General features: G+C 68.3%; 15 protein-coding genes and 2 pseudogenes. 8 read left to right on the forward strand and 9 right to left on the reverse strand.

The features are described 5' to 3' along the window. Positions 1-205 precede the first annotated feature (205 nt). Positions 206-882, forward strand: a pseudogene (locus tag WJM95_RS34590) (IS5 family transposase); the annotation flags it as partial. 27 nt (positions 883-909) lie between these two features. Here WJM95_RS34590 and WJM95_RS34595 read toward each other — a convergent pair. Continuing rightward, positions 910-1,659 (reverse strand): DUF4142 domain-containing protein, encoded by a 750-nt coding sequence (locus WJM95_RS34595; protein ID WP_339135017.1) that lies wholly within the window; start codon positions 1,657-1,659, stop codon positions 910-912. A 1,033-nt stretch (positions 1,660-2,692) separates the two neighbouring features. On the opposite strand from WJM95_RS34595, the pseudogene WJM95_RS34600 reads away from it, so the two are divergent. Continuing rightward, positions 2,693-3,031: pseudogene (locus tag WJM95_RS34600) on the forward strand (DUF742 domain-containing protein); the annotation flags it as partial. 386 nt (positions 3,032-3,417) lie between these two features. Next, positions 3,418-3,963, forward strand: coding sequence for a DUF6328 family protein (locus WJM95_RS34605; protein WP_339135019.1), 546 nt, complete (start codon positions 3,418-3,420; stop codon positions 3,961-3,963). A 100-nt stretch (positions 3,964-4,063) separates the two neighbouring features. Here the strand turns inward: WJM95_RS34605 and WJM95_RS34610 are convergent, their stop codons facing one another. Next, on the reverse strand, positions 4,064-4,555 hold the full coding sequence (locus tag WJM95_RS34610; protein WP_339135021.1) for an MSMEG_6728 family protein: 492 nt from the start codon (positions 4,553-4,555) through the stop codon (positions 4,064-4,066). Between the two features lie 378 nt (positions 4,556-4,933). Here WJM95_RS34610 and WJM95_RS34615 point away from each other — a divergent pair, with 378 nt between their 5' ends. Continuing rightward, complete coding sequence (locus WJM95_RS34615) at positions 4,934-5,179, forward strand: DUF5133 domain-containing protein (RefSeq protein WP_339135023.1); 246 nt, start codon at positions 4,934-4,936, stop codon at positions 5,177-5,179. Positions 5,180-5,494: 315 nt separating this feature from the next. On the opposite strand, the gene WJM95_RS34620 is transcribed toward WJM95_RS34615, so the two are convergent. Continuing rightward, entirely contained in the window at positions 5,495-5,860 is a 366-nt protein-coding gene (locus tag WJM95_RS34620) for an STAS domain-containing protein (RefSeq protein ID WP_339135025.1), read from the reverse strand. Further along, positions 5,857-7,149 (reverse strand): PP2C family protein-serine/threonine phosphatase, encoded by a 1,293-nt coding sequence (locus WJM95_RS34625; protein WP_339135027.1) that lies wholly within the window; start codon positions 7,147-7,149, stop codon positions 5,857-5,859. Before WJM95_RS34625 ends, WJM95_RS34620 begins: the two co-directional genes overlap by 4 nt. Positions 7,150-8,185: 1,036 nt before the next feature. Here WJM95_RS34625 and WJM95_RS34630 point away from each other — a divergent pair. Then, positions 8,186-8,491, forward strand: coding sequence for an N-acetyltransferase (locus tag WJM95_RS34630; RefSeq protein ID WP_339135029.1), 306 nt, complete (start codon positions 8,186-8,188; stop codon positions 8,489-8,491). Positions 8,492-8,723: 232 nt separating this feature from the next. On the opposite strand, the gene WJM95_RS34635 is transcribed toward WJM95_RS34630, so the two are convergent. After that, a complete protein-coding gene (locus tag WJM95_RS34635; RefSeq protein WP_339135031.1) occupies positions 8,724-9,251 on the reverse strand; it encodes a phosphatase PAP2 family protein in 528 nt (175 codons plus the stop codon). A gap of 205 nt (positions 9,252-9,456) precedes the next feature. Between WJM95_RS34635 and WJM95_RS34640 the strand changes: the two genes are divergently transcribed. Continuing rightward, positions 9,457-10,728: a transposase gene (locus WJM95_RS34640; protein WP_339135033.1), complete on the forward strand. Its 1,272-nt coding sequence runs from the start codon at positions 9,457-9,459 to the stop codon at positions 10,726-10,728. 306 nt (positions 10,729-11,034) lie between these two features. Here the strand turns inward: WJM95_RS34640 and WJM95_RS34645 are convergent, their stop codons facing one another. The 3 genes from WJM95_RS34645 to WJM95_RS34655 are packed head-to-tail and all read right to left on the reverse strand — an operon-like array spanning position 11,035 to position 13,678. Beyond that, a complete protein-coding gene (locus WJM95_RS34645; protein ID WP_339135035.1) occupies positions 11,035-12,219 on the reverse strand; it encodes an alcohol dehydrogenase catalytic domain-containing protein in 1,185 nt (394 codons plus the stop codon). Between the two features lie 33 nt (positions 12,220-12,252). Continuing rightward, a complete protein-coding gene (locus tag WJM95_RS34650) occupies positions 12,253-13,272 on the reverse strand; it encodes an SDR family NAD(P)-dependent oxidoreductase (protein ID WP_339135037.1) in 1,020 nt (339 codons plus the stop codon). A gap of 43 nt (positions 13,273-13,315) precedes the next feature. Then, on the reverse strand, positions 13,316-13,678 hold the full coding sequence (locus tag WJM95_RS34655; protein ID WP_339135039.1) for a DUF6479 family protein: 363 nt from the start codon (positions 13,676-13,678) through the stop codon (positions 13,316-13,318). Between the two features lie 254 nt (positions 13,679-13,932). Between WJM95_RS34655 and WJM95_RS34660 the strand changes: the two genes are divergently transcribed. Further along, positions 13,933-14,589, forward strand: coding sequence for a diguanylate cyclase (locus tag WJM95_RS34660; protein WP_339135041.1), 657 nt, complete (start codon positions 13,933-13,935; stop codon positions 14,587-14,589). 4 nt (positions 14,590-14,593) lie between these two features. On the opposite strand, the gene WJM95_RS34665 is transcribed toward WJM95_RS34660, so the two are convergent. Then, on the reverse strand, positions 14,594-14,794 hold the full coding sequence (locus WJM95_RS34665) for a Tn3 family transposase (RefSeq protein ID WP_339136028.1): 201 nt from the start codon (positions 14,792-14,794) through the stop codon (positions 14,594-14,596). A 291-nt stretch (positions 14,795-15,085) separates the two neighbouring features. Between WJM95_RS34665 and WJM95_RS34670 the strand changes: the two genes are divergently transcribed. Beyond that, entirely contained in the window at positions 15,086-17,773 is a 2,688-nt protein-coding gene (locus tag WJM95_RS34670; RefSeq protein ID WP_339135043.1) for a sigma-70 family RNA polymerase sigma factor, read from the forward strand. Positions 17,774-18,279 lie beyond the last annotated feature (506 nt).

The following is an 18,279-nucleotide window of genomic DNA, read 5'->3' on the forward strand; positions in this document are numbered from 1 at the left end:
CTTGCCGCGGAGAACGGATGAGACCGAGTGCGGGTGGCCGGCCTCACCCAACGCGCCGAGGTCTCCCCCCATCCACCATCAGCCGGGCCGGTGAGGAACCGGTCGGGCTCCCGGTGCACCAGGGCTTGTCCTATTCCAGGGGTGGCGGAGGGCCGGCGCGCCGAGGTCGCCGACCTCCTGATGCGCCTCAGCGAAGCTGGTCGAGGGCAGACCTCGGGTGCCGGACAGGCAGGCACTGTGCGGGATCCTCTCCGTCCTGCACACCGGCATCCAAGGGGAGTACTTTCCTCAGAAGCTGGGCTTCGGGTCGGTCATGACGTGCTGGCGGCGTCTGGCCGCCTGGAACGATGCCGGCGTCCGGGACCAACTGCACGTGCTGCTGCTGGAGAAGCTACGGTCGAAGGACCACCAGCTGGACTGGGCGGTGATCGACTCCTCCCACGTCAGGGCCGCTCGCCGGGACCCAAAAGCGGGCCCAGCCTGGTCGACCGAGCGCGGCCGGGCAGCAAGCACCACCTCATCGTCGACGGGCAGGACATCCCGCTCGCGGTGTCACTGACCGGCGGGAACCGCAACGACGTCACCCAGCCCCTGCCACTGCTCGACAAGATCCCGCCCGTCATGGGCCGCGTCGGCAGGCCACCCAGGCGCCCCGACGCGTTGCTGGCCGACCGCGGCTACGACCACGACGAGTACCGGCGCCTGCTTTGGGCCCGCGGGATCCGACCGGTGATCGCGAAGCGCGGCGAGCCCCACGGCACCGGCCTGGGCATCTTCCGCGACGTCATGGAGCGCACGATCGCCTGGCTGCACGGCTTTCGCCGTCTGCGTATCCGCTGGGAACGACGCGACGACGTCCACAAAGCATTCCTCGGACTCGCCGTCTCACCCATCGCCACGTCCAACGGCTCAGTTAGGAACAGCGTTGAGGGCGGCGCTCAGGTCGACGGGTGTGGAGGTGGGGTTGGGCGGTGGATTGAGGACAACCTGGGGCTGACCAGGCACCGGCGCCGGTGGGGTCAAGTCGCTCTTGGGCAGCTTGGGCGGGGTGGTCTGGTTGAAGACGGTGGTGTCGAAGTCGACGAGGCCGGTCTTCTCCATCACGGTGATGTGGTCGAGCACCGTGTTGTTCGCCTGGTCAGCCAGGGCGCGGACCAGCGTGTTCTTGGTGGTTGAGCGGATCTTGGCGATCGCGTTGAAGATGGAGCCGTGGGTCATCCGCAGGATGTTGGCGAAGTCGGTGTCGAACTGCCGCCCCGACTCGGCCTGTAGCTGGGTGACGAAGCCTTGCTGCTGAGGGCTGGCCACGTTGGGCAGCGTGATGTTCAGCATCGGCGCGATCTTGCGGCAGCTGGCGTCGAGGGCGGCATGCCCGTCGACGAGGTGCTGGCTGGCGGTCTTGACGGCCGGGCTCTGTCCCTTTTGCAGGCCGATCAAACCGAGCGGGTGCTCCCACAGGCCGGCTGCGCGTACCTTGACCACGAAGTCGCGTTCGCCCTCTGTCAGCGGCCCCCATTGCGTGTTGGCGATGATGCGGTCGTTCGACGTCGAGGCGTTGTCCAGGCCCAGCATCGCCGGGTAGACGAGGGCGGCCAGTGTCAGGGTCAGAGCACCACCCACGAAGAGTGTTCCCATCACATTTCGCGAAGACTGCACCATTCCTCCTGCCTGTGGTTTGTCCGTCGGCGCCGCCCGGAGGCAGACGAACGGAAGTACGCGCAAGAGGCCGTTCGGACTCAACGAACGGCGCGGCCGGCAAGGCAACGCCGGTCACGTGGATGCTCGCGGTCAGTGCAGGCCGGCGGCTACGGCCCGGCCCCGGCCACCGCGACCACAGAGCAGGGCCGCGCGGCAAGCCACCCTGTCAGGGCCCGGGGAGCGCCCACGGCCCGGGATGCTCAGGTGGCCGCGCGGTCCGGCTGTAGACAAGACGGCATACAGGATGGACGCGCAGGCATGGACTCGCTTGGTGCTCACAGGGAATCGACACCCACATGATCACCAGTGGCCATGCCTGTTCTGCATCCACAACCGCGTGAGCCAGACCGAAGGCGGCAAAAAGCACTGCGGGCCGCGCCGACCGGCGCCCTGGACCCTACGGCGGCAGACCGTCTCCCGCTCTCCTTCGTCACGGCCGGCCGTGCCCTCAGCACCACTACCCCAGCACCCCGCCCCGGCCACCCGCAACTGCTCCGCCACCAGTAGCTTTACCCAAAAAAGCCGAGTTCGGCAGTATGTTCGACTTGCTCTGCTTCGAGGCGCATTGGGCCCGCTGCCGTGGATGCGGGGCGGATGGTCTGTCGCACGGGCAGATCGCGGTGCGGCATATGCCGATTTCCGAACTGAGCTACGAAGTACGCCGTGATCTGCCCTGAGGACGCTACGGCAGCGAGTAGTGTCATTCCTTGTGAATCGACTCGTAATCGATTACGGCGAGGGCTACGCTTCGGCGCCGTGCCCTGTGTGGCGCACGCTGCACAGGATCGGACCGTGCGATTCGTGAACGCGTATCTTCTGCCGACACCGGTAGTAGGCCGTTTCCGGTACCCGACGCCCTCGGGTACGCCAGCCGAATGGAGCAGTAGCCGTGACGACGCCCCCTGGAGGCGATCCGTACAGGACATACCGTCCTCCGCCGTCCACGGCTCAAGATCCTCGATTCCAAGCAGCAACGGGCGGCCGAGCCAAGCCCTCCGCCCTCGTTCGGCCCTACTCCATGACTGGAGGCCGCACCCGCCCGAGCCACCACCTCGCCATCGAGGCGTTGGTCAGCACCAGAACAGACCTCTGGGAGCCTCATGGCCAAACGCCGGAGGCGTATCGGATCTGCGTTCTCTGCCAAGAGGTCAAGTCGGTCGCGGAAATCTCCGCACACCTTGGCGTCCCGCTGGGAGTCGCCCGAATCCTCGTGGCGGATCTCGCGGAGGCGAGGCTCGTGACGGTGCAACAACCCCGCGGGGACGACTCCCATGGGGGAAGGCCCGACGTGACGCTCCTCGAAAAGGTGCTCAGCGGCCTTCGGAAACTCTAGGACGACCCGCGATACCGGCCGGCTGACGGCTGCGTCCTGCTCCGCCATCGGTGCGGCGACTGTGTCCGGGTGGGAGCGGGATCCCAGACGCTCGTCGGCGAGCACTTGCTTGGCGTACTTCACGGTGCCCATGACGTCCCGGTCGAACTGCTCCAGGACACCTTGCCACCCTTGTACGGATGTTCTTCTTCGCCGTGCCGGTGCTACGCGGTCGGAGTGGACGGGCGGATTCGCCACGCGTCCAGCATCGGGCGCACGCCGCGAACGCGCAGTCCCATGCACAGCGTCGTTCAACGCGAGGTCAAGGGACAGCCAATTCGGGGTGCACGCCAGCGACGAACGGGGGTATCCGCTCGCTTACAGGAACGAGCACACCGGGAGGGGTCGTGGCGGACGGTGGGGTCGCGGAAGCGAGACCGACGGCAACGCATACGAAGGGCGCCGAACAGGCGCAGCGGGAAGAGTCCGGGGCCGAGCGGGCCGACCGGCAGTGGAACGAACTGATGCAGGAGATCCGGGTCGCGCAGACCGGCGTACAGATTCTCTTCGGCTTCCTGCTGAGCGTGGCGTTCACCCCGGCTTTCGGGCACCTGTCGCACGCGGACCGGTTCATCTACATCACCACGGTCGTCCTCGGCGCGACGGCGACCGGCGCCCTCATCGCGCCCGTCCCCTTCCACCGGATAATCTCCGGCCGCAGCATCAAGGCGCAGGCGGTGCGCTGGGCGGCACGGCTCATCTTCCTCGGCCTGGCGCTGCTGGTCGCCACGCTCACCTCCGCCCTGTTCCTGATCCTCCGGGTGGCCACGCACGACGGCTTCGTGCCCTGGCTGGTGGGCACGGTGGTGGCCTGGTACCTCGCGTGCTGGATCGCGCTGCCGCTGTGGGCACGGCACCGGTACACCACGGTGTTGAAGGAGCCCGCCGGCTGACGGGACCCGGCCGCCGCCGACGGCTTACCGGGACTCTTGCAGAGCCCTGGCGTTCACGCTGGGGTTGACATCCTCCCCGCCCTTTAGAGCGGGGAGGATGTCAATGACTCGTCCCACCATCCGGCGAAGCGATCCGGTCGGACGTCGGCCAGACGTAGGGCAGATTGTCAGGAACATCCGAGAAGAACGGGCTGTAGATCTCAGGTGCTTTGCGCATCAGCGCCGACTGGTGGCTGCGATGGAAAGCGGGGTCTCCCAGCCACGGGGGCAGCTCCCCGGCGTCTGCAAGCTGTTCCTGGGCCCGCACCACGGTGTCGGGATGATGCTGGCTGAAGTCGGTGACGAGGGTCGCAGCGCATGTGTCGGCATGCCCATCCGCCGCCCACACGGCGCACACGTCCAGGCCGTAACGGACCAGGGCCTCCTCATAGCCGGTCCACATCTGAACGGCGGGATGGTGCCGCCATCCGTAGCCGGGTACTGTCAGGCCGCGCAGCACCTGCAGAGCCTCGACCCGCTGTTTGCCCAGACGCGCCTGATCCAAGACTGCGGCGGATTGCGTGAAATCGGGATAGGGGAGAAAGGTCTGCATCCATGCACACCTACCATGGCTGACCTGCTTTCACACGGGTCATTGGTGGTGCAACGGTCTACGTTTCGAGAGTTGGCCGCTGAGCGAGGACCTACGCTTCTGTCGGGGCTCTTGCAAGTTCTACCGCGGGCAAGGCCGCCTGCCGCATCATCGTCCTCGAACGCCGGCTCGATGAGGAGCAGCGCATCACCGCCGAAGACCGCCGTGCCGCGGCCCGGCACGCAAGTGCGCTGGAATAGACCTCTTTAGACGGGGCACCCGAAGACCTGCCTGACGATGCTCGGTGCTGAGCGGGCGTCAGACGTCATACGTAGGGTGCGTTCGCCGCATGGCGGACTCAGCCGTCACGCGTCACCCGCGTTTGGGGAGAGGGCTACCATGATCCTTCCGGCGGAAAGAGAACTGCGCGCGGTGCTGACCCGCTTTGCGGAGACACGGATTGAACATGATGTCCGTCCCACCGGTCGTACCAGCCGTGCACTGGACGACGCCACGTACACGCTGTGCGTGATGACCGGGGCCCGGACCATCGAGCAGGCCCTGCCTGCGGCAGACGCCCTGTTGGAGCAATACAGCACTGACCGTTATGGTGCCACGCGGCCGCAGGACAGGGCGGCCGCCTGACCTTTCTTGACGTCCCCGAGGCCCGGTAGAAGGGTTCGTGCTGTCCAACGACGGCACGAACCCGACGTCACGCGTGGCTGCCCACTCAAGCCCGAGTGCGGCGAGCTTGTCCCTGTGAACTTGGCGCGCCTGCTCATGCTGTTGGAGAGGAAGACACCCAGCTTCACCGCATACTCCCGGCCGCCGGCCACGATCCGCTCTTCGCGGCCTCCTGGAAACGGTGACGAAGCCTGTGCGCGTCCCCCAGAGGCGTCGTGGACGGCTTTGCGAGTGCTTCCGGCTCGGGAGCCACGGGGACGACGTCGGCACATGGGGTCAGGTGGTGGGCGGAGTGCCGGGAGCGGCCTGCCAGGCTTCGGTCAGGCTGCCGTGGATGGGGAACACGCTGTGGGCGCCGGTGATGGTGAGCAGGCGCATCATCTGCTGGGTCGGTGCGGCCAGGATGAGCTCGCCGCCGGAGTGCTGAGCGCGGCGGCGTAGGCGGATGAGGGTGTTGAGGCCGGAGGAGTCGCAGAAGGTGACGCCGGTCAGATTCAGGATCACGGTGGGGTGGTGGTTGAGGGCCTCGTCCACGGTGTGCTCCAGGATGGAGGCGGTGTTCAGGTCGAGAGGCCCTGCCACGGTGAGGGCAGTGGCTTGGCTGTGGGTGCCGGCTGTGTCGATGCGCAGGAGGGAGTTCATGGCCGACTGCTCTCGTCCGTGGTTGAGGTGAGCGGTCGATCGCGGTCCAGCAGTCCGGTCAGGGCCGCCGCTGGTTCGGTGTTCTCGGTGGTGGGGCCCAGCCATTCACACATCAGCACGGTGGCGTCGTCCTGGAGGTGGCCGTCGTGGTAGTCGAGGACGGCCTTGATGAGGCGGCGCAGGGTCTCGGGGACGGGCAGACCGTCGGCGTGGTGGCGGACGAGGAGATCGGTGAAGCGTTCCAGGCCGAATTCGCTGTCGTCGGCACTGCGGGCTTCGGTGATGCCGTCGGTGTAGAGGACGATGCGGTCACCCGGTTGCAACTGTTCGTGGCACACGATGCTGGGAAGTCCCAGGTCAGTGCCCATGGGATGAGCCGGGGGGCACGTGAGGTGGCTGCTCCAGCGGTTGCCGCGGATGATGATCGGCGGGTGGTGGCCGCGGTTGACCCAGCTCAGGACCCCGGTGCGGGTGTCGAGGGTGGCGAGGATGCCGGTGACGTAGCGGCGCTGGTGATACTGGTCGATCAGGGCGGTTTCCACGGCTTCCCCCTTGGCGGCGAGGCCGGCGCCCTGGCGGCGGGCCTGGCGGCATGCACCGAGCGCGAGGGCTCCGCACAGTCCCGCTGCGTTGTCGTGACCCATGGCGTCGAAGATCGTCAGGTGCACCAAAGGACCGTCGAGGGCGTACTCGTACACATCACCGCTGACCCGGTAGGCCGGCTCCAGCGACGCCGAGATCACGATGCGCCCGTCGGCGTAGGTGCTCGGCGGCATCAGGTTCCACGCCATCTCCGCCCCGATGTTCAGAGGCTCCGTCCGCGTCAGCTTCGCGAGCGTGTCACTGGAAGTCCGCTTCGAAACGATCAGCAACGCCAGGAGCGCGGCGAGACGGTCGGCGTCCTCACGGGCACGGGCATCGTCGTACACGGAGCGCACGCGCAGCACTCCAATGCGCTCGGTGCCGTCCACGATGGGCAGCCACCAGTCGATGCCGACCGCCTCGTTCAGGGAAGAAGAGGTCAGCCAGCCGTACTGGTAGGCCCGCCCCGGGGTGGTGCCCTCGATGCGGATGTCCTGTGCGGTGTCCGGCGGGGCCCCGTTCGGGCCGGCCAGCAGGTGCAGCTCCCGGTGCTCCAGATCGGTCACGTAGATGAGCAGGTCGGTGAAGCCCGCGGTCCGGGCATGCTCGCCAGCCTTTTCCGGCAGCGCGTCCAGCGGCATCAGATGGCTGGCGTCCAGCAGGCTGGCGAGCATCGCCCGCCCGCCTGCCTCCCGGTCCATGTCCATGGTCTTCCCTCCTCTGCTTCAAAATGTCCGAGTGCCCGTCCGTGCCGGTTATCCACTTCGGCCGCAGCACAGCAAGACCGGGAACACCAGCACAGTCCAGGCCCCCGCTGTCGCTCAAGCGCGGCGTTTGCAGTAGGCCGGGTGTTGGCGTACTGCGCTCGTGGCCGCCTCTGGACGAGCTGCCGACCTGCCGGTTCACCAAGGCCGTCGGCCTCGGACACCGAGGATTGGCCCGACTTCACGGAAGGCGGAAGGCGTGCCAGAACCCCAGAACGGACAGCAGACACTCACCGCTTCGGGAGCGCCTGGGAGGCTGCTGTTCAAATTCCGCGGTGGGGCGAGCTGAGCGTGAGATCTTCCCGGGCGGGGTGCAGATCGCGCTGTCGCCCTGCCCGAGACTGGTTCTCCTAGTTGGCCAGGCTGAAGTCGCCGCCGACCGGGATCGGCGATCCTATTCGATCGTGCTCGTACTGCTCTGACTGTGGTTTCCGCCGGTTCGAAGCTATTTGCTCCGGGACCCGTTTCGATCTTCCGAGCCCAGCGGAAGAAGGCGCAGAGCATGGGTTCCCATCGCGCGACCCGCGAGGGGTCCGCTATCCCCGGCAGGCCCACGGTCAGGGTGCCGCCGCCTCGGTCGGTGTCAGTCGTGCTGGCGCCTCGGTCACCGTCATGTCAGGCCCCTCCCAGGATCCAGTCCCCGTACCGCCGGCTGCTGGAGGCCGACAACAGTGCGGCCACCCGCATGGGTCCATTCGCAACGGGTGCCGGACTCCTCTCGCCCCTCCAGACGCCTCGCGGCGGGGCACCGCGCGAGGGTCGTGCAGCTGTGAAGGGATGTTTTATGGCGGGCGGGACATGTGTCCGTGGTGAAGGGGCACTCGTGGTGGGTATGGAGGCCATTCAGGCGTACGCCACCGTTCGAAGCAGGCTTTGGGCAAGCCCCGCACCACGGCTGGCCGAGGGAAGGCACCGACGTAGCGGACGGCGCCGGGGCCGGTGGCATCGCAGGCTGCTGGCCTACCGCGGGGTCGACCTCATGCTGTCTCCCTCTCCGGAAGACGCGGGCGAGGAGTGTCTCCTGCTGGTGCACATCCGCAGGGTGATCGGGCGCGTGACCTATCGAGCGTGCAGCAGGTGCGCAGAGGGCGTGATCACCGACGTCGTCCTGGAGGAACCGTTCCGCGACTGCGGGCTGGGCACCAGGGCCCTGTCACATCTGCGTTCCCTCTATCCCGCCATCACCTGGCGCACCACGCTGGACACTCGCCTCACACGCACTCTGCTGCGCCGAATGCGCGTTCCCAAGGCGACTGCGGGCGGGAGTTGTTCCCACATCCGGTGAAGTGTTACGGCGCGTGCGGTGGTTGGTGAAGCCGGCGGCATCACGGCAGTCGTGCACGGACGGGAGGACAGTCCGCCTGCATGCCGCTTGTTGGCGAAGCGTATTCGGCGGCGTTCAATCCTCCCTCAGTGGCTGCCATTCCGGTGACTGCGCGAGTACTCCGAACCGTGGAGTTCAAGAGAAAAGCGATCTGGCTCGAACAGGGGTGCACTGCGGGGTCGGGGCAGGGCCGCTACAGGCAATGACGCAGCAGACGCGGGACATGCAACGTGAGCCAGGCGCTGCCGAGGCCGATCAGGGCACCGGCGGCGACATCGGTGGGGTAATGGGCGCCCGACTGCACTCGCTCGACGGCCAGCAGGGTGGCGGGCACCGCGCAGAGGGCGCCCGCCGACGGCCACATGGGCGCGATAGTGGCTGTGAAGGCCACGGCGGCCGCGGTGTGACCCGAGGGGAAGGAGGAGGAGTCGGGCCGGTCCTCGACTTCATCGTGCTCGATCCACTCTTTGGGCGGGCGGGGCCGGTCGACGAGCGGCTTGCACACCCCGTTGGACACCAGTTGCGCGACGGCGAGCGCGGCAAGCCCCGAGACGGCGGACCTGCGCCCGCGGGGTCCGCCGACCGCCGTCATGACCGCCGCGGCGCCGCACCACAGCTTGCTGCTCTCCGCCGTCTCCTCCACCGCCGACAGCAGCCGGCCGATGGCCGGTGGAATGCGGGCGGCAGCCCGCTGCGTCAGACACCGGTCTGCATCACTCAACGCCGCTATCAATCTCATGAGCTGCGGATTTCCCGGATAATCCAATACATACCCATCCGGCCCCCGGCAGTCATCAGGTCTCCTTCGTGGATACCCCGGCCTTCAGGCCGGGGAGGGAACGAAGCTGCTGCGGAGCAGGGCAGGGAAGGCCGGTTCGCCTCTTGGGCGGAGCGGCGTTGTCAGTGGTGGCCGTTAGGTTGGTCGGGTGTATCTGCGGTATTCGTTCCGGCTCGTGCCGACGCCGGGTCAGTGCATCGCGCTGGCTCGTACGTTGGGCTGTGCCCGGGTGGTCTTCAACGATGCGCTGGCCGCGAGGAAGGCCGCCTACCGGGCGGACGGGTCGCGGATCGCGTCGGGTGTGCTGGCGAAGCGGGTGATCACCGAGGCGAAGAAGACGGCCGAGCGGGCGTGGCTGGCGGAGGTGTCGGTGGACGCCCTGCAGTCTTCTCTTCGTGATCTCGATACGGCGTACGCGAATTTCTTCGCGTCGGTGGCGGGGAAGCGGCCGGGGCGCCGTATGGGGCTTCCGGTGTTCAAGTCGAAGAAGGACAGCCGGCAGGGCGTCCGTTTCTCCAGGAACGGGTTCCGGCTGCGGGGCAACGGGCGGCTGAACCTCGCGAAGATCGGGGACGTCCGGGTCCGCTGGTCCCGGGAGCTGCCTTCCGCTCCATCCTCGGTGACTGTGGTCAAGGACGCTTCGGGCCGGTACTTCGCGAGCTTCGTGGTGGACGTCGAGCCCGCAACGCTGCCGCCCGTGGACGCCGAGGCCGGTATCGACCTGGGGCTGATGCTCCCCCAGACTCCGTCCGGGGGGACCCTCATCGCCGTTCTGTCCGACGGGCGGGTGATCGACAACCCACGTTTCCTGCGGCGTGCCGAGCGTCGGCTGAACAAGGCGCAGCGGGCGTTGAGCCGCAAGGCGAAGGGGTCGAGGAACCGGGTCAAGGCCCGGCTGAAGGTTGCCCGGGCGCATGCCCGGGTGGCCGATGCGCGCAGAAACTGGTGTCACCAGAGTGCTTCGAGGCTGGTCCGCGACAACCAAGCGGTCTACCTCGAAGACCTGGCGGTCTTTGGCCTGGCCCGCACTCGCCTGGCCAAGTCTGTGCACGATGCCGCGTGGGGCATGTTCCGCCGGGTGCTGGAGGAGAAGGCGGCCCGCTACGGCCGTCACGTCGGCATCGTTTCCCGCTGGCTGCCCTCCTCGCAGACGTGCTCGGTGTGCTGGGTCGTGGACGGGACGAAGCCGCTGCACGTGCGTATCTGGCGGTGCGAGGGCTGCGGTACCGAACATGATCGTGACCTCAATGCGTCGCGTGTGATCCTCGCCGCCGGGCAGGCGGAGAGGCTAAACGCCCCTGGAGGGCCGGTCAGCCCTGGAGTGGAAATCCCACACCGGGCACGGCCCGTTGAACGGGGAACCCACCCGAAGGCCCAGCCGGTCACCACCGGCAGCCAGGCGGGAATCCCCGCCCTTTAGGGCGGGGAGGATGTCAAGAATGCCCGGGCTTTCTGCATGAGTCCCGGTAAGCGCGCCGGACTCCGGCCCCTTCATCGTCCACCAGCCCTGCCTGGTCCGGCAGTTCAAGCACTCGGGCGCAGTGCTCGCACAGCCTGGTGTCGCCCTCGGACGGGACGGCCGGCCTGCTCCCGCACGCCTTGCACACGCCTGAGCGTCGGTTCTGGGCGGGTGGCTGTCGTTCCTCCATCAGTCAACTCCCGTTCGATCCAAGCGGTTACCTACGTAGGAACAGGGGGAATCCGGATCGAGGCCCGGGTTCCGGGGTCAAGGGTGAAGAAGCGTCTTGACCATGGCGTCCTCCTTGGCCTGGAACATCGCGTACGCCTTGGGGCCGTCCTCGAGTGGCATGTCGTGGGTCTTGAAGGAGTCCACGCCGAGCGGATCGGCGTCGGTGAGCAGTGGCAGGATGTCCTCGACCCAGCGCCACACGTTGGCCTGGCCCATCCGTAGCTGGATCTGCTTGTCGAACATGGTCAGCAGCGGCATGGGGCTGGCCGCTCCGCCGTACACGCCGGAGACGGAGACCGTGCCCCCGCGCCGTACGAGCTGTATGGCTGCGTGCAGGGCGGTCAGCCGGTCCACTCCGGCCCGCTCCATGAGCGGCTGCGCGACGCTGTCCGGCAGCAGGGTGGTGACCCACTGGGCGGCCTTGGCGAACGGTGCTCCGTGAGCCTCCATGCCGACGGCGTCGATGACCGCGTCGGTTCCTCGCCCCTCGGTCAACTCTTTTACAAAGTCGGTCAGTTCAGTGCCTCCGCGCCGGGCGTCGAAGCACGTGACGCCGTGTGCGGAGGCGCGGGTGAGCCGGTCGGCGACCGGGTCGATCCCGATGACCAGGCCGGCCCCGCGGTGCTGTGCGATCCGGGCCGCCATGTCACCGATCGGGCCGAGCCCCAGGACGGTCACCGTGCCGCCTTCGGGGATGTCGGCGTATTCGACCGCCTGCCAGGCTGTCGGCAGGACGTCGGACAGATAGACGAAGCGGTCGTCCGGCGGTCCGTCCGGGACCTTGATGGGCAGCTTGTTGCCGAAGGGGACCCGCAGCAGTTCGGCCTGGCCGCCCGGGACCTGGCCGTAGAGCTTGGTGTACCCGAAGAGCGAGGCACCGGTGCCGCGTTCACGGACCTGCGTGGTCTCGCACTGCGAGTGCAGCCCGCGGTCGCACATGTAGCAGTCGCGGCACGACACATTGAAGGGGATCACGACGCGGTCGCCCGCTGTGAGGGCGTGGACCTCGGGCCCGACATCCTCGACCACGCCCATGGGCTCGTGTCCCAGGATGTCGCCGGGGTCCAGATAGGGACCGAACAACTCGTAGAGATGAAGGTCGGATCCGCAGATTCCGCTCGATGTGATCCGTACGATCACGTCGTCGGGCTTCTCGATCTGCGGGTCGGGCACGGTCTCCACCCGGACGTCCCTCTTGCCGTGCCAGGTCAGTGCGCGCATGAGTGCTCCTTCTGTCGCAGGGTTCGGCCCCGGTCAGGCGCTGGTCGGCGGGCCCGGGATCTGCTGGTTGTAGCGGCGTGCGGCCCGGTCGTTGAGGCCGCTGCCCAGCTTGCGTATCTTTTCCGTCCAGGTGGAGGCGGACCTGTCGATGTCGTGGCCCTGCTGGATGCCGTGCCCGATCGCGTCGGCATCGCCGGGGGTGGCCGGGGGAGCGGGCAGGAGCCGGGCGGCGAGCCCGCTGAGCCGGGTGACCATGGCCGGTGCCACCCCGTGCGCCACCGCCGCGGCATGCGCGGCGGGAGTCAGCACTACGCGGGTCCTGCGCCTCTCCAGGGCCCGTACGATGCGCTCCGCCGCACGGTCGGCGTCCATCGAGACGATGGGCGCCCCGGAGAGGGCCGAGAACCAGGCGAACTCCCGGGACGAGCGTCCGCCGAACTCGGCCTGAAGATGCGAGCCGGTGCGCATCAGACCTGGATGTACGGTCGTGACGCTGAGGTTTTCTCCGGCCGTCTCGGCCCGCAGGCCCTCGCCCAGCGTTCCCACGGCGGCCTTGGCGCACGAGTACGGCAGCAGATGGGGTACGGCGAGCAGCCCGCCGACCGAGCCGATGAGACACAGCCGGCCTCCGGCCTCGCTCGCGCGCAGTGACGGGAGTGCCGCCATGGCCGTGTTCACGGCGCCGCCGAAGATGGTGTCCATGGCGTCCTCGAAGGCTCCGCTGTCGAGCGACGCCACGGGGGCCACCTGGATGACACCGGCGTTGGCGATGACGATGTCCAGCCTGCCGTGCCGGGCCTCCGTCTGCCGGACCACTGAGTCCACGGCCTGCCGGTCACGGACGTCGCACACCGCGGTGGAGAACTTCTTGCCGGTCCTTTCCTCGGCCCATGCGGCTCCGCGCCGCAGTTCGGCCTCGTCGCGGGCCGCCATCGTGACCAGGCAGCCGCGCTGGGCCAGCCGTGCGGACAGCAGCAGCCCCAGGCCCCTGGATCCGCCCGTGACCAGGGCCGAGAGGCCCATCAGTTCCGACCGGCGTGGAGTCGATGTCACTTTCGTCACCTCGCTGTTGGGGAGGCTGCCAGGAGATCCGGCATCAGCCGGAGCCGCCGCTGCCGAACGACCCGCTCGACCCGGACCCCCAGCGCGGCCGCTCCTGTCGGTCGCTGCGCCTGCTGCCGGAACCGCCGAGCTGGTGCGGGGTGAGGCGCTCGCCCTCGTTCGCGGCGCGGGGCACCTCGTTCGGCTCCCTGATCTCCGAGGTCTCGTGCGCGGGCCCCGATTGCGGAAGCCTGGGCTGCTCGTGCGCCTTGGGCGGGCCCGGCTCGCGACGGCGTGCCCGGATGCCGAGCCCCACGGCCCACACCAGGGCTCCCGCGATGACGAGGCCGCCCAGCAGGGCGCCCAGCGTCCCGACCACGGCGTTCGAGAGCGCAACGCTCCAGTGTTCGTGGTTCATGCCGGCCGAGTACCCACACTCGTGAGGCGCAGACTCCGGATCCTCGGGCAGTGCTCCTGCGGATCGCCGGACTCGACCAGATCTTCTCCGTCGTCCAAGGAGAGGGCGCGGTACGGGCGGCGGCGGGGACCCCGGCCCCGTCTTCGGGCGGAGACGCTGAACACCCAGCCGGATTCCTGGCCCGGCCCCGTTCGGCACGCTCGCACCCGGGTACCCGCCCGCAAGCGTGCCCCCATCCGCCGCGAAAGGACCCCATGAGCATCCACCGCGCTTCGGCACTCACCCGCTGGCGGCACTGGCGTTCGCATCCCGTGCTGCGCATTCCGGGCCGTGCCGACGATGTGGAGAACGCCAACCGCAGGTTCCTGCTGTACGGCGTTCTTCCCTTGTGGTTCGTTCCCGCCGTCGCCGACTGGGTGATGCACCGCCGCTCGGACATCGAGCACACCAGTGGGGTACGTGAGTCCGCGGTGCACGCGTTGATGATGACCGAGGCCGGCATCCCGGTCGTCGCGGGACTGACCGCCAAGATCAATCCGCTGGTCCTGTCGCTGATGGGCGGAGCGGCCGCGGTGCACGGAGCCACCGCGCTGTGGGATGTGTCGCTGGCCACCGGCAAACGCGAGGTGCGGCCTGTAGAGCAGCACATTCACAGCTTCCTCGAAGTATTGCCGGTGACAGCCGCCGCGTTCACCGCATGCCTGCACTGGGACCAGGTCCGCGCAACCTTCAGCGGAGGCGGCCAGGCGGACGACTGGAAGCTCGTCCCCAAGGAACGCCCGCTGTCGGCCGGTTACCTGACGGCGCTCGCCGCCGGCGTAGGCCTGTGCGTCGCCCTTCCGTACGCGGAGGAGATGATCCGCTGCCTGCATGCCCGCCGAGAGCACGACGGAGCACGAAGCCGCGCTTGATCCGTTACGCCTTGTCCGGCGAGCGAGGTGGAAGCCTCGTCGAGGTGAGCAGTGCCGACGGCCAGCGGGGGCGCACCCACTGGGAGAATCCTTTGTACGCCTCGACCTTGTTGGTCGCGGCCGTCACCCGCCAGCGCATCTGTGGGTCCGTCAGGTACCGCAGCTGAATGCGGATCACCTGGCCCACCTCACGGAACCCGCGCAGCGGGCGTTCGAAGGCCGTTGCTCACCTGCGTGATCGTCTGAACGGGCGAAGGCAGTGCGCGGGTAGCGCCTCCGTGAGTCGTTCGGGCCCAGGCCAGGCCTGCGAGGGCGTGTTCGTTGCCGCCGGTGACGCTGGAGTACGTCGATGCAGGCGGCTGAGCTGAGGGGTGGTCGTCAGGCGAGGAAGGTAGGCGCGGAGCCTGGGGTGCGAAAGTGTTATGCCCGGGGGGCCTGCTCGTCTCCTGCTGCGAAAACCGCCCACCGGAGCAGCAATACCTGCTCTCGTCCGAGGATGTATCGCATGCAATATGACGGGTCCGACAGGACCGACACGTTTCCGGACCGCCGCACGGTCGAGGCAGCCCGTGAGGGGGACGTCGGGGCTGTCGAACGGCTCACCGCGGGTGCCCTGCCGCTGGTCTACAACGTGGTCGGGCGGGCAGCGGAGAGCGACCTCGACGTGGACGACATCGTGCAGGACACGATGGTCGCGGTGATCCGTGCGCTGCCGGACTTGCGGGACACGGCGAAGTTCCGCTCCTGGCTGGTGGCGATCGTGGTCCGTCAGCTCACTGATGCCCGACGTCGGGCGGGGTCCGGCCGACTGACGACTGTGGAGCACGTCGAGGAACGGCATTCGCCGGAACCTGACTTCGCTACCCTGTTCCTGCTGCGGCAGTCGCTCTCTGTCGAGCAGCGGCAGGTCGCCGCGGCCACTGCGTGGCTCGACCCGTCGCACCGCGATCTGTTGTCGCTGTGGTGGCTGGAGGCGTGCGGGCGGCTGTCCCGTAAGGACATTGCTGCGGCCATGAACCTTCCGGCGGCGCATCTGGCGGTTCAGGTCCAGCGGATGAAGGCTCAGCTGGATGTGGCGCGGACGGTCGTGCGAGCGCTGTCCCGCACTCCGCGGTGTGGGGAGCTGACCGAGCTCGTCGGCCCGGGCGACCCGGCTCCCAGTCCCCTGCTGCGCAAGCGGATCGGTCGGCATCTGCGCTCCTGTGAGCCTTGTGGTCATTCCATCGGCCGGCTGGTTCCCCCCGAGCGGCTGCTCGTTGGCCTGCCCCTGCTCGTACCCGGTCGCGGGGGTGACCCGGTCCAGGCCGGTGTCGTTGGTGCCGGGGGTGGCCCCCACCCGGCTGCGACCGCCCGGTACACCACTGCCCAGCCGGCGTCCCGCGGGCAGGGCCGTCGTGCGACCGGCCGCCCGAGTGGCGGTCACGGTGTGCTCGTCAAGCTCTCCGCCAAGGCGACTGGCGCGACCGTCGCCGCCGGGGTGGCCGCGCTCGTTGTGACGGGCCTGGTCATGATCCCGTCGGGGGCGCAGTACTCTGCCGGCGCGCGGAGTACGGCCTCCCAGGTAGGTCCGCCGACGCTGACAAAAACGCCCGCTCCTGCTCACAGCAGCACCCCTGCCCCTTCCCCCGTTGCGGCGAGCTTTCGCACTTCTCTGCCCGCGAAGGCCCCCGCCCCCACCTACTTCGTGAGCTCCAACGGCAGTGATTCCAACCCCGGCACGTCGGCCGGATCGCCGTTTCGCACCTTGCAGAAGGCCGCTGACCTGGCCGGACCCGGCGACGTCGTCGCCGTCATGAACGGCACATACACCGAGCCCCGCAAGGGTTCCAACGTGCTGACCATCAAACGTTCGGGGCGTCCGGGAGCTCCCATCACCTTCACGGCGTATCCCGGCCACCATCCGGTCCTGAACCCGAAGACGGCCTGGAACGGCATCAGCGTCTACGGCGCATCCCACATCGTCATCAAGAACCTGGAGGTCAAAGGCGACAACGCCGCCCTGTCCCTGGCCCAGGCCGAACGCTCGTCGAGCAAGACCGAGCCTACGTACAACACCAACTGCATATCCGTGGAGAAGAACCGGGAGTCCGGCGCGTTCCCTCACCACGTCGACATCATCGGCAACCTGGTGCACGGCTGCCCGGGCGGCGGGATCTCTGCGATCGAGGCCGATCACGTCAACATCGTCGGCAACCACGTCCACTCCAACGCCTGGTACACCGTCTATGGCACCAGCGGCATCTCCGTCCTCACCCCCCGCGACACCGGTACCAGCGATCCCCGTTCGTACAAGATCCGTATCACCGGTAACCGTGTCCACGACAACGAGACCAAGGTCAAGTGGGAAGGCTGCCGCTGCTATTCCGACGGCAACGGCATCATCATCGACACGACGAAGGGCGATCCCGGGCGCGGCAGGCCGGCTTACAACGGACGTGTTCTGGTCGCCGACAACATCAGTTACGACAACGGCGGTTCAGGTATCCACGCCTACAAGAGCCAGCACGTAGACATCGTCCACAACACGGCCTACCTCAACGGGCGCAGTACCCGGATCAAAACGCCCTACGCCAACATCTTCGCTCACGACAGCACCGACGTGAGGCTCCTCAACAACATCGCCTACGGCCGCCCGGGTCAGGCTGCCAACAGCAAGTCCCGTGACGTGAACGTCACGTACGACTACAACGTCTACTTCGGCGGCAAGGCACCCGAGATCAAGGGACCGCACGACATCGTCGCCGACCCGAAGTTCATCGCCCCCGGCACGAGCCCGAGCGCGGACTTCCGCCTCATGAAGGGATCGCCCGCCATCGGCTCCGCCACCGCGTTCCCGGCCGTATCCACCGACTTCACCGGGGCAAGCCGCACGGGCGGCGCACCGGACCGGGGCGCGTACAGCTTCGGCGCTGCCGCAAGGAGCGCCACGGGTGGCGGTGAGGCATCGGCGCCGAGGCGGGAAAACCCGGACGAGGCTGAGGGCCCGGATGCGGATGTGGCCGGCGGCAAGGACACGGCCGCAGGCGCGGCCAGTGAGGACGGCTCCGGCCTCACGGCCCACGGCGGGAGCGAACCGCTGGCGCAGACCGGCGGGTCCGACCCAGTTCTGCCGCTGATCATTGCCGCGGGCGTTCTGGTTGCCGGTGCCGGTCTGCTCGTGCTCGCACGGCGCAGGCGGTCTTGATACGGCCGGGCCGTCCCCGGGGTGCCGGGGGCGGCCCGGCCTGTGGGGAGCCATCCCTACCGCTACGAGAGGGCCGAACACCGCCACCACCGCCAGCCGGGCCCGCCCCGACCACGCACCCTTCGCCCTCCTCGCAGACCGTTCTGGACCGGCGGCACCAGTTCGCTCCCGGCTGCGGGGGCCGGCCTCCAGTCGGGGACGACCGACGCCCAGCCCTGGGTCGGTAAAACGAGCGGGTCTGGCCCCTAGTCGGTGGTGACGCCGAGTAGCCACCCGTGATCACGATCTTGTGATGGGATGTCAACTTCCTTATCGGGACGGTGTTTTCCGGGCTGTCGGCGCTGGTCGTCGAGGACGTGGCGAGGGTGACGAGATGGTGGTCACGGCCCGCACCCGGGATGCGGCGGCCGACTACGCCAGCCTCCACCGGGTCAGTCTCGCGGATACTGCCCTGGCCCTGGTCAAGCGCACCCATGGAACGGTCCGGCATCCTCAACTCGACCGCC

It is taken from the genome of Streptomyces sp. f51 (assembly GCF_037940415.1).
Classification (GTDB): Bacteria; Actinomycetota; Actinomycetes; order Streptomycetales; family Streptomycetaceae; genus Streptomyces.